At 52.2% G+C, this 12,605-nt stretch carries 9 protein-coding genes; 4 read left to right on the top strand and 5 right to left on the bottom strand.

Annotated features, from left to right (window positions below):
• Window positions 1-4: 4 nt before the first annotated feature.
• The 5 genes from EI42_RS06810 to EI42_RS06790 all read right to left on the bottom strand — a co-directional run bounded on the left by EI42_RS06810 (window position 5) and on the right by EI42_RS06790 (window position 6,335).
• Window positions 5-952, bottom strand: coding sequence for a glycosyltransferase (locus tag EI42_RS06810; protein WP_170142452.1), 948 nt, complete (start codon window positions 950-952; stop codon window positions 5-7).
• A gap of 219 nt (window positions 953-1,171) precedes the next feature.
• Window positions 1,172-2,365 carry a xylose isomerase gene (gene xylA, locus EI42_RS06805; protein WP_111320197.1) on the bottom strand — a complete coding sequence of 398 codons (1,194 nt, stop codon included), beginning with the start codon at window positions 2,363-2,365 and terminating at the stop codon, window positions 1,172-1,174.
• 194 nt (window positions 2,366-2,559) lie between these two features.
• On the bottom strand, window positions 2,560-4,179 hold the full coding sequence (locus EI42_RS06800) for a solute symporter family protein (RefSeq protein ID WP_174843916.1): 1,620 nt from the start codon (window positions 4,177-4,179) through the stop codon (window positions 2,560-2,562).
• Window positions 4,176-4,526, bottom strand: coding sequence for a DUF485 domain-containing protein (locus EI42_RS06795; RefSeq protein WP_111320195.1), 351 nt, complete (start codon window positions 4,524-4,526; stop codon window positions 4,176-4,178). The genes EI42_RS06800 and EI42_RS06795 overlap by 4 nt, the downstream gene beginning before the upstream one ends.
• A gap of 321 nt (window positions 4,527-4,847) precedes the next feature.
• The gene (locus EI42_RS06790; RefSeq protein ID WP_111320193.1) at window positions 4,848-6,335 is read right to left on the bottom strand and encodes a response regulator; all 1,488 of its coding nucleotides are present in this window, start codon (window positions 6,333-6,335) and stop codon (window positions 4,848-4,850) included.
• A gap of 477 nt (window positions 6,336-6,812) precedes the next feature.
• On the opposite strand from EI42_RS06790, the gene groES reads away from it, so the two are divergent.
• From groES to EI42_RS06770, 4 genes are all read left to right on the top strand, one after another.
• Entirely contained in the window at window positions 6,813-7,103 is a 291-nt protein-coding gene (gene groES / locus EI42_RS06785) for a co-chaperone GroES (RefSeq protein ID WP_111320191.1), read from the top strand.
• 88 nt (window positions 7,104-7,191) lie between these two features.
• On the top strand, window positions 7,192-8,820 hold the full coding sequence (groL, locus tag EI42_RS06780; RefSeq protein ID WP_111320189.1) for a chaperonin GroEL: 1,629 nt from the start codon (window positions 7,192-7,194) through the stop codon (window positions 8,818-8,820).
• Window positions 8,821-8,999: 179 nt separating this feature from the next.
• Complete coding sequence (htpG, locus tag EI42_RS06775; RefSeq protein ID WP_111320187.1) at window positions 9,000-10,880, top strand: molecular chaperone HtpG; 1,881 nt, start codon at window positions 9,000-9,002, stop codon at window positions 10,878-10,880.
• 563 nt (window positions 10,881-11,443) lie between these two features.
• Complete coding sequence (locus EI42_RS06770; protein ID WP_111320185.1) at window positions 11,444-12,370, top strand: LLM class F420-dependent oxidoreductase; 927 nt, start codon at window positions 11,444-11,446, stop codon at window positions 12,368-12,370.
• The last annotated feature ends 235 nt before the right edge of the window (window positions 12,371-12,605 follow it).

Genomic DNA, 12,605 nt, shown 5'->3' with positions numbered 1-12,605 from the left:
ATCCTTATTTCTTCCCTTCTTCTGAATCAAGTACCTCGCTCACAATATAGAGCGGACGCCTGCGAACCTCATCATAAATACGCCCGAGATACTCACCAATAATGCCCAGGAAGATGAGCTGAATGCCCCCCATAAAGAGGACCAGGATCAGAGTTGACGCCTGACCCACAATCTGCCCGGTAAACAGGCGAATAGCAGCCGCCACCAGAATACCAAGCAGACTGATAATTGCCAGAATAAAGCCAAAAGTGGTCGCCAGCTTCAAAGGCAAATGACTGAAACTGGTAATCGCGTCAAGCGAGAACTTAACCATCTTGCGCAGAGGATACTTGGTAGTTCCAGCAAAGCGCTCATGCCGCTCATAGGGCACCATGACCTGACGAAATCCAACCCAGACAGAAAGCCCACGCATAAAGCGATGCTGTTCCCGCATCTGGACCAGGACATCAACGACATGCCGATCAAGCAAGCGAAAATCACCGGTATCACGAGGAATCCGAACAGAGGTAATGCGTTCAATCAAACGGTAAAAGAGCGCCGCCGTCCAGAGCTTAAAAAACGTCTCACCGCGTCTATGGCTTCGCTGCGCATAGACGACCTGAGCTCCTTCCTTCCAGCGCTCGATCAGTTCAGGGATAACTTCAGGCGGATCCTGCAAATCCGAGTCGATAATTACCACAGCTTTGCCTCGGGCATAATCCAGCCCGGCAGAGATCGCGATCTGGTGTCCGAAGTTGCGGGAGAAGTTAATCACCCGAACCCGCCCATCACGCGCATGGAGCTGACGCATAATCTCATACGACCCGTCACGGCTTCCATCATTTATCAGCACCAGCTCAAACGGCTCTCCAACCTCCTCCATCACGTTCACCACTGTCTGATAAAAATGGGGTAACGTCTCCTCCTCATCAAAAACAGGGGCAACAATTGAATATGTAGGGGTTGAAGGCATATCGGCGGCCTGTTCCTCCCGTCTTATCTGCTCATCTGATGGCACTACCATAACAAAAGATACCTCCCTGACAAAGACGCCTGCTTCTATGCTGTATCATCTCATTTTGCTGTTTATTATGCAATATCTCGACCGATGATGAGAGAAAGAAGACGTCCAGCCTCGCTCTTGGACGCCTTCTCGCAGGAAAATACAATACTGTCAGGAAGCGCCTACCTGCTAGCGAGTACCCAGAAGAATTTCAATCGTGAGTTGATCGAGCTTCTCATACTGATACCCGCGATTTGCCAGCACATCAACATCGAACTGAGTCCCCTTCAGTTTCTGCGCTTTCTCTTTGCTGTATTCCCCTAACAGGCCACCATATGTCTGATCGCCACCATGCAACTGCTGTAGCAGGGCCTTGATCTCAGGATCAGCGTTAAAACGGCGCACCTTCTCTTTTAACATATTGTACGTTCGCATACAACCGAGCGCGAAATCCCAGACTCCCTGCTCGTCCTCGGTGCGATAGGCGTGCGCATCAAAGTGGCGTGCGCCCGTGTAGCCCTTCTCCTCAAGCAGCTTGACCAGGAAGAACATACTCTTGATATTTTCACTACCAAAGCGGAAATCCTGATCATAGCGCGGGCCCTTCTGATCGTTCAGGTCAATATGGAACAATTTGCCCGCGTCCAGTGCCTGAGCGACGCCATGCACAAAGTTCAAGCCAGCCATATGTTCATGAGCCACTTCCGGATTCACGCCAACCATAGAGGGATCATCCAGCGTGTTGATAAAGGCCAGCATATGTCCGATGGTTGGCAAATAAGTATCCGAACGCGGCTCATTGGGCTTGGGTTCAAGAGCAAAGCGCATCTCATAGCCCTGATCCTTCACATACTGGATCAGGAAATTAAGCGCCTCACGCATCCGCTTAACCGACTCCACCGGATCTTTTGAGGCCTCCGCATCGACGCCCTCGCGCCCGCCCCAGAAGACATAGGTTTTCGCGCCAACTTCAGCACCGAGATCGATCGCCGCCATTGTCTTCTGCAAAGCAAAGGCCCGCACGGCAGGATCAACCGCAGTAAAGGCCCCGTCCTTAAATATCGGATGGAAAAAGAGGTTTGTGGTCGCCATCGGCACCACCATATCATTGTCTGCGAGTGCTTTCTTGAACTCACGGACAATGCGGTCACGCTCCTGTGCAGATGCTCCAAATGGAACAAGGTCGTTGTCATGGAAGCTGACCCCCCAGGCTCCCAATTCGGCAAGCTTCTGTACTGTTTTCACCGGGGCAAGCTCGGGACGCACAAAATCACCAAAGGGATCACGCCCGCGATTCCCTACTGTCCAGAGGCCAAAACTAAACCGATCTTCTTTGCGAGGCTTATACTGATCGCTCGTTACTTCTGTGTGGGAAGAAACCATAGAATGTGGTAACTCCTTTCTACCGCTCTCACAAGATAAAAGGTTATCTGTCAAGGATTAAAATCGCAAAAACAGGAGCGCTACTGATAATAGTATCACATTCTACCGAGCAAACGAGCATATTTCTATAGGAAAAAGAGCAAAACCGACCTGCCGGGTAGGACAGGCCGGTACATAGAAGAGCCTCTGGCGCTCTACTCCTCAGCATTAATGCCAAGATTTGCTCGCACATTCGTCTCGCTAAAGGCCTCCCGAGCCGCTTCGTCACGTGTCAGTAGAGAAACAACAATAGCGACAAGGAAACCAAGCGGGATCGAGATCAGGCCGGGATTTTCCAGCGGGAACAGGGCCGGAGCCTGAATCAGGTGCGCAGCACTGGCAGGCGTACCAGGAGGATCAATCCCCATAATTGCCGGACTGACCACGATCAGCAGGATAGAGGAAATCAGTCCAGCCAGCATCCCGGCTATCATCCCGGCAGTATTAAAGCGCCGCCAGAACAGGGTGAGCACAATCGCCGGCACATTCGCACTTGCGGCAACCGCAAACGCCAGCCCTACCAGGAAAGCGACATTGCTATTGCGCAAGAGCAGCGCCAGCCCGATGGAGACCAAACCGATCACCACCGCCGTGACCTTCGCGACAAGCACCTGTTCGCGCTCGTTCTCTTTGCCACCCTTAATCACGTTGACCCAGATATCATGTGCAAAAGCCGAAGAGCCCGCAATGGTCAGACCGGCCACCACGGCCAGAATCGTCGCGAACGCAACTGCCGCAATAAAGGCCAGGAAAATCGGTCCACCAACGCTTTCAGCCAGCAACGGTGCCGCAAGGTTCTGATTTTTGATGTGCTCCTTTCCCACCAGCAGGGCCGCACCAAATCCCAGAAATGTCGTTAAGATGTAGAAAATGCCGATTAAGACAGTTGCCCAGACCACAGACGAGCGAGCCGTGCGTGCATTGGGCACAGTATAGAAGCGCATCAGTATGTGAGGCAGGCCCGCAGTGCCAAGCACCAGCGCCAGACCCAGAGAGATCAGGTCAAGTTGGCCAAAGGTGCCGTGATATTTCAGTCCCGGCTGCAAGAACGTTTTGGTCACAGGCACGCCCACCGTGCATTGACCATTCTTCAATACACCACCAGCGGTACAATACTGACCCGTCACATGGTTGATCGCATCAAAAAAGGCCGAAATAGAGAAGTTATAATGCGACAACACCAGTAATGAGAGCAGGAACGTTCCTCCCATCAGCAACACGGCCTTGATAATCTGCACCCATGTCGTCGCAAGCATACCGCCGAAGACCACATAACAGATCATCAGGACGCCAACGATGATAATGGCAAGGTTATAGTCAAGCGTCGGCACCAGAATATTAACCAGTGAACCCGCTCCTACCATCTGCGCGATCATATAGATCAACGTAACCGCAAGCGTTGAGAGCGCCGCCACAGTGCGCACTGAGCGCTGACGTAGACGGAAGGAAAGCACATCGGCCATCGTAAACTTTCCAGTGTTGCGCAGCGGCTCCGCGACCAGAAACAGCACGGTCAGGTAGGCAACCAGGAAGCCTACCGAGTACATAAAGCCGTCATATCCGAAGAAAGCAATCAACCCGGCGATTCCTAGAAACGACGCGGCGGACATATAGTCACCAGCAACGGCCAAACCATTTTGCAGCCCACCAATGCGCCGCCCGGCTGCATAGAAGTCGGTGGTCGTACGCATACGGCGAGAGGCCCAGTACGTGACAACCAGTGTGATCACAACAATGACCCCAAACATCAGCAGGGTCTGCATCTCTTTTGTCATGCCTGCCCTCCACGTACTTTCTCAAGAATACGCTGCGCCATCGCATCGAATTTCCCGGCACGCCAGACGTAGAGTCCCATTAAGAGCCAGGTCACAATAAACTGCGAGAGGGCAAACAGATAGGCAACATTAATATTGCCCAGTACTGACGCATTCGCGAATTCAGGAACGTAGCCAACAATAATCAAAAAAGCGAAGTAATAGACCAGGAAGAAAACGGTTGCGGGGAGAATAAAATTGCGTTTTGTCCGGACCAGTGCACGAAAATCATTGTCCTGCTCGATCGCTTGCCAGTCCTGTGTAGCGGCTGTGACAGGACGTTCGCTTCGAGAGACGGCATCGTCCATAGGAGAACCTCCACAATTTCAACGGAAACAAACCGTCCAGGGCGTAAAGCAGATGCCTTACCGCCATGCATATAATAATACCCTACTTTGTAGCATAAATTGATAGAAAATGCAATGAACTGATCTACTTTCTTTGCAAAGAAAGAACATCACAAAGCAATAGCAGGGCATTGCAATTTTAATAGACATAAATACACCGATGCAATTCAGAAGAGGGGCAGGAAGTGAGGAAAGAAAGGAAAAAAAAGACAGATATATTCAACCTCCTCACAGCCGGAGGCTTTCTACAGACAAAGATGAATTGTTTCCAGGAGGGACGTGTTATACAGGCGGTTGAGAAGGTTTTGTTCCAGATGCCTCCTCATGAAGCTGTTCGGATAGTGTCCAGACCGCAAGCGTGCGCGGCAACATCGGGGAAGCTTGCTGTTGCGCCATCGGTACGTCAGCAGGTAAAGGCAGGATCAGGAAGAAGGCACAGCGATCATGGGGAAAGCTCTGAATCTCCAGATGCCCTTCATGGCGCTCGATGATCTTCCGGGCAACATAGAGCCCTGAGCCAGGCCCCTCCACGTTCCTCACATTCCGGATGCTGATAATCGCCTCGTCTCCCGACTGCTGAAGTGTGATCGTAATGGGAGCTTCCTTCGAGGCATGCTTACATGCATTCGAGAGCAGCGTGCGTAACACCTGCGCGATGCGATCGGCATCTACATCCGCTTCCAGTTCCATACCCAGAAACTGACAGGTCACACATGCATTTTGCTCAGTGCAGAACTCCTCAAGGAAGGTACGACAAAGCTCAACCAGATTCTGACGTACTCGGTGAACGATAAACTTTCCTGCATCAATGCGAGATGTGTTCAGAAGCTCCTGGACCAGCTCCTCGGTCCGCTCAAGATGACTCTCAATATCTGCAAACCCCCGGCTGACCAGTTCGGCGACGTCCGCATTGCTGAGCTTGCGTCGAATCAATTGGGTCATCTCTTTTAAGCGTGCAAGCGGCACCTTCAAATCACTGCTGACCAGACTGATAACCTTATCTTTGGTAGCATTGGCTTCAAACAGCTCATGGGTTCGCTGTTGTACCTGCAACTCAAGCGAGCGAGCATGGATTTCCAGCGCTAACTGTTGCTCTTCCACCCGCCGCCGTAACTGACATGCCTGAATTGCTCGCAACAATGCCGCGATCAGCGTATCACGATCAACGGGCTTGGGGATATAATCATATGCACCACCGCGTAGCGCTCGAATCGCCAGATCATGCTCACCATGACCGGTAATCAGCAGCACAGGGACCTCAGGTCGTACCTTACGTGCCTGCTCCAGCAGCTCGAAGCCATCCATCCCCGGCATCTTGATATCACTGATGATCGCATCGTAACGATTATCATGTATCAGGCGTAAAGCCTCGGTCGAGGATGAGGCAATATCGATACGAATGCCCGGAATACGCAGAGAGACGGTGCGCGGCAAAGCATCCAGCAGGCCCGGGTCATCATCGACTATCAGCACATAGGGAGGCGGAGTAAAGGAGGGTTGGAGGCTATCATTCTTTGTTACCAGCGAGCGCCGCGAGTCACAAAAGCGTGCAGGCAAGCCACTATGCAACCGAATCCCCACATGGTCAAGCGTAAATAGATACCAGCCGCCCGAATCCAGAGCGATTTGTCCCGGGATCCAGGATCCCAAAACATGAATCTCGATAGATTCGCCCCGCTGCAACTCATATCCATCCAGCTCCAGCCGATTTGTCTCGCTATTATACGCCAGTACACCCTTAGCGGCTATATTCTCACGTACACCAGACATACAAAAAGACTCCCCTGTTTGATCTGTACACGTGTTATCAGTTCAATATGTTTCTTTACGTTCTACATACCAGCAAAATACGTCATGGTGGAGGCGGAAACATCACAGTATTTATCTGCGTCAACGAGCCCCCGGTAAGCATAACAAATCTTTGGGGCCCGGTCATGCTTCCTGGCTAGAAATTCTCAGTGAGCACAGGACTATAGTCAGGGAGCTTGAAGCGGAGTATTTCCCGGGAGAAGAAATTCCAACATTATTCTAATATTTCTCTTACGGCTTTCTAATATTCCATATGCTATATAGTATTGCGGAACAGCAGGCATCCTCGAAGTGATGCCGTCTGTCGATCAGGAACGCTGAAAGTATTCACCAGATCCATAACTAAACCGGTTGCCTCCTCACCTTCTCCTTTACAATGAAGATAGAGAAGAAAATTGAGGCACGCTTCAACATCGATTGAAGCAAAAGGAGGAATTCATGCCTACTATTCGTCCTGTAGGTGATCGCGTCTTAGTGAAACCTGCGGCCAAAGAAGAAGTCACCCGCAGTGGTATCGTTCTTCCTGATACCGCGAAAGAGAAACCCCAGCAGGGTACAGTCGTTGCAGTGGGCAGCGGGAAACTGCTGGAGAATGGGACTCGCGTTACGATGGAAGTCAAGGAAGGGGATCAGGTACTGTTCGCGAAATATAGTGGAACAGAAGTCAAGATCGAGAACGAAGAGTACCTTGTAATGAGGGAGAGCGATATCCTGGCAGTTCTGGGATAAGGTAGAAGTTGTTTGTGTTTAGCACGTCGTCATACTGACAAGCGCAATGCTCTGTTTAGAACGTCGTGTTCAGGAGGAATAACTATTTATGGCGAAGCAACTCGTCTTCAACGATGAAGCCCGTCGATCACTGAAAAAGGGCATCGACATCCTGGCCGAAGCAGTTAAGGTGACGCTTGGCCCGAAAGGCCGTAATGTTGCTCTGGATAAGAAATTCGGCGCTCCCTCCGTTACGCATGATGGTGTCACTGTCGCAAAAGAGATTCAGCTTGAAGAGCCGTTTGAGAACATGGGTGCCCAGTTGCTCAAAGAAGCTGCCACCCGTACCAACGATGTCGCCGGAGACGGCACCACCACCGCAACCGTACTGGCGCAGGCTATCGTCACCGAGGGTCTGAAGAATCTGGCAGCCGGTGCCAACCCCATGCAGCTCAAATATGGTATCGACAGGGGCACCGAAGCCGTTGTAGAGTACATTCATAAGATGGCGATCCCTGTCGAGAGCAAGAAAGAGATCGCGCAGATCGCCTCTATCTCCGCCGCTGATGAGCAAATCGGTGAGCTGATCGCCGAGGTCATGGATAAAGTCGGCAAAGATGGCGTGATTACTGTCGAAGAGTCTCGCAGTACCCACTTCGAGACCGAGTACGTAGAAGGCATGCAGATTGATCGTGGCTACATCTCTCCCTACTTCGTCACCAACACGGAGAAGATGGAGGCCGTGATTGAGAATCCCGCCATCCTGATTACCGACAAGAAAATCAGCGCCATTCAGGATATCCTGCCCCTGCTGGAACAACTGACGCAGAGTGGCAGACGCGATATCGTCATCATTGCGGAAGATGTCGACGGTGAAGCTCTGGCAACCCTGGTTGTCAACAAACTGCGCGGTATTCTCAACGTGCTGGCCGTCAAGGCGCCCGGCTTCGGTGATCGCCGCAAGGACATGCTTCAGGATATCGCAGTGTTGACTGGCGGAACCGTCATCAGCGAGGACATGGGCCGCCGCCTCGACAGCGCCACCATCAACGATCTCGGGCAGGCTCGCCGCGTCGTTGCCCACAAAGAGGAGACGACCATTGTCGAGGGCCACGGCAAGACAGAAGACATTCAGGCCCGCGTGCGCCAGATCAAGGCCCAGATCGAGGCGACCACCAGCGACTATGACCGCGAGAAGCTACAGGAGCGTCTGGCAAAGCTGGCCGGTGGTGTTGCCATTATCAAGGTTGGCGCAGGCTCCGAGGTTGAGCTGAAATACCGCAAGACGCGCGTTGAGGATGCCCTGTCCGCGACCCGCGCTGCTGTTGAAGAAGGTCTGGTCCCCGGAGGCGGAGTCGCCCTGTTGAACGCAATTCGGGCGCTGGATACGTTACAGCTTGAGGGTGATGCTGCAACCGGCGTGAACATTCTGCGTCGCGCCCTTGAAGAGCCTCTGCGTCAGCTTGCTGTGAATGGCGGTAAAGACGGCTCGGTCATTGTTGAAGGTGTCCATCGTTACCAGCGCGAGCACTCCAATGAGCGCTTCGGCTATAATGTCCTCCATGATACCTATGTGGATATGGTCGAAGCTGGTATCATCGACCCGGCCAAGGTGACTCGCTCTGCTCTACAGAACGCAACCAGCATCGCCGCGATGATCCTGACCACCGAGGCGCTGGTTACTGATATTCCAGAAAAAGAGAAGCCCGCGGCTGCCGCAGGCATGCCCGAATACTAAACCCAGAACCTTTGACATACTAGCTACCGGTTCAGAAACCGTCGGATCAGACGCACGTGGCCCCGCGCAGATGCCCTGTGCATCTGTAGGGGTCACATTGTTCATTCCACAGTTCACCCTGACCCTACATAAAGACATCGAAAAATACAGCTCTCAAAGCTACGGTGGAGGTATTGTACATGACGGTAGAGGCTCAAAAGGAAACGCTTGGCTTTCAGGCTGAGGTCAAGCAACTGCTGGATCTGATGATCCACTCTCTCTACAGCCATAAAGAGATCTTTTTGCGCGAGCTCATTTCAAATGCCTCGGATGCAATCGACCGGTTGCGTTTTGATGCGCTTTCTGATCCCTCGCTCTATGAGCGGGATGCCGATTTCAAGATCCGCGTCTCGTATGATAAAGAGGCCCGCACGATCACTATCTGTGATAACGGTATCGGCATGAGCCGCAATGAGGTAATCGAACACATTGGCACCATCGCCCGCTCTGGCACAAAAGAGTTCTTCAAGTCGCTCACCGGCGATAAACAGAAGGATGCAAATCTGATCGGCCAGTTCGGCGTAGGCTTCTATTCCTCCTTTGTTGTGGCAGACAAAGTCACCCTGACCACCCGGCGAGCCGGTACACCTGCCAGCGAAGGCGTGCGCTGGGAGTCAGATGGAAAAGGCGAATATAGCCTCGAAACCGTCGAGAAACCGACCCGTGGTACTGAGGTCACGTTACATCTGCGCGAGGACGAGAGCGAGTTCCTCGATGGTTACAGGCTTCGCTCCATTATTCGCAAGTATTCCGATCATATTCAGCTCCCGATCTATATGCCCGTTGAGGACAAAGAGAAACAGGGCGAAGAAGAGGTCGTCAACAAGGCGTCTGCGCTCTGGACCCGCTCAAAAAGCGAGATCAGTGATCAGGAATACAAAGAGTTCTACAAACATATCTCACACGATTTCAGTGACCCTCTCACCTATCTGCATAGCAAGATGGAGGGCACACAGGAATACACAATGCTGCTCTATGTTCCCGGGCAGGCTCCGTTCGATCTTTGGACCCGCGAACATCATCATGGCGTCAAGCTCTATGTACGCCGCGTCTTCATTATGGACGACGCTGAAAAGCTGATGCCCCGCTACCTGCGCTTTATACGTGGTGTCATCGACTCAAACGATCTACCTTTGAACGTTTCGCGTGAGATCTTGCAGCAGAACCGCCTGATCGATTTGATGCGCTCTAATGCCACCAAGAAGATCCTGGGCCTGCTGAACGATATGGCAACCAAAGAGCCGGAGAAGTACGAGACCTTCTGGCGAGAGTTCGGACGCGTGCTCAAAGAGGGTATCATTGAGGATCATAGCAATCGCGATACGCTGGCCAAACTCCTGCGCTTCTCCAGCACCTTCTCTGAGAGCGACAAGCAGGATGTCTCACTCGAAACCTACGTGAAACGCATGAAAGAGGGGCAGGACAAGATCTACTATCTGATCGCCGAGAGCTACACCGCGGCCAAGAGCAGCCCGCTGCTGGAAATCTTCAAACAGAAGGGTATCGAGGTCCTGCTATTCACCGATCCGATCGATCACTTTATTGAGACCGAGTTGCGCGAATTTGACGGTAAACAGCTCCAATCAGTCTCAAAAGGCGAGATTGATCTGAGCAAGTTTACTGACGAAAAAGAGAAGGAAGAGCAGCAGAAGACCGCCTCCGAAGCGAAAGACCTGATTGAGCGGCTCAAGACAGTTCTGGGCGATAAAGTCAAAGATGTACGCACCACGAACCGCCTGACGAGTTCCCCGGCCTGTCTTGTCGTTGATCAGTATGGCATTGATCCAAGCCTGAAACGCCTGCTTGAGGCCAACGGGCAACGGCTTCCTCAGGACAAGCAGATTCTGGAAATTAACCCGCAACATGCCATTATTCAGAAGATCAAGCAAGAAACAGATGAACAGCGTTTTCAAGATTGGGCGCATGTGCTCTTTGAGCAATCACAGCTCAGCAGTGGCGAGCCACTGGAAGACCCGGTCGGCTTTGTCAATCGGCTGAACAACCTGCTCGCTCAATCCTGACCCTCACAACCTCAAGCCGCGTTATCCATTTTCTCGATAACGCGGCTTTTTCTTTTTCTATCACCCCATCTGAAGAGAACAGCATTTCTATGCTATGCTAGAAACAGAAGTGCAACAATGCCACTCCCGAAGGAGAGGCGCCGCGAATGAGAGATAGAGGACGTTCAGAACGATCGGATCTCCGTTTCCCTATCCGGTCAATATTCACCGTTTCAGGGGTTCCCTCTCAGAATGGCCCGTAGAGCCTCAAATTGCCAGAAAAAGAGGAAAGGGGTGTAGCAGTACCGAAGCCGAACAAACACAACCATTTTTGGCCTTTTAGGGGCGATAGAAAACGTTTTTCCGAGTCTCTTTGCATAACCCTGTTTTTATGCCTGCCAACTCCCGTTAGAATGCTATATTTCAAGACAGAAAGAAAAGAGAATGGCGCTTTCTCAACAGAAAGACTTTACTACAGGCAAGCGGCAAAAAGGCAAGAAACCAGACAGAAAAGAGTTCTCTCAGTAGTAAAACATAGATAGAAAGCCCCTTGCAGACCTGTCACAAGAAAGGAGTCTGGAGACATGGAACTTGGCGTTTTTCTTCCAATTTCGGGACGCGCAACCGGACCAGAAACACTGATTGAAGCAGCACAGAGCGCCGAAGCCCTGGGGTTTGCCGCGATCTGGTCGGCAGATAGGGTTGTCACGCCCTGGGAGATCACCACCGCCTATCCATACAGCGAGAATCGGCATTTTATCGTTCCACCAGATAAACCATTTCTGGACTCGCTGACCTGCCTGGCATTTCTGGCCGGACATACGCACCATATTCGCCTGGGGATCAGTGTCCTGGTGCTTCCCTATCGTCACCCGCTCTACTGGGCGCGTGTGGCCGCCTCTATCGATTGTCTCTCACATGGCAGGCTGATTATGGGGGTAGGAGTTGGCTGGATGCGCGAGGAGTTCGCGGCACTCGGTGTTCCTTTCAACGAGCGAGGCAGGATGACCGATGAACAGCTAGAGCTTGTGCGGCAACTCTGGACGAAGGAGCATATCAACTTTGAGGGGAGCTACTATCAGGTGCGGGATATTGCATTTTTCCCCAAACCGATGCAAGGGGTGCCGTTGTGGGTTGGCGGGGAAGGGATCCACGCACAGCGCAGAGCCGCCCGCTTTGGGGATGCCTGGTTTCCCTATTTTGTCAGAATTACGCCAGAAAAGCTACAGGCAGGATTCGCAACTGTACAGCACTTGAGCGCCGAGGCTGGTCGCGATCCTGCCCATATTTGTTTTGCTTGCTGTCGCCCGATAGAAGTAACGTCTCAGGCGGTCCCCCAGGATCCGGAGGTCTTACGCGGAAGTCCAGAACAACTGGTCGAAATGCTCCGTATGTACCGGGATATCGGGGTAGCACATCTGGCCCTGCAATTTATGGCCCCTCGCTGGCCGGAGCGTAAAGTCCAAATCGAACGCTTTGCTCGCGAAGTGTTACCATATTTGCACATTTAGACCTATCACTCCCATACCCGGATAGAAAACAGGCGAGAGGGGATGCCTCTAGAGAGAGCCCCTCTTCGACCACCCAGACCTCGTTGCAAGAAACAGCGAAAAAGTTGTATAGGCGATGAGCGTACAAGACGCTCACAAATTACGAGCTTAAAGAGTCAGACATCCGGCTACTCTCCCCGTAGCCAATGCCCACATGCGCCCGGGAGAGTTCCCGTTAGCGCCCTCTTCCTGCAAC

This window comes from Thermosporothrix hazakensis, from assembly GCF_003253565.1.
GTDB lineage: Bacteria > Chloroflexota > Ktedonobacteria > Ktedonobacterales > Ktedonobacteraceae > Thermosporothrix > Thermosporothrix hazakensis.
Note: the sequence above shows the minus strand (reverse complement) of the source record. Positions and strands in the feature narration are given on the sequence as shown.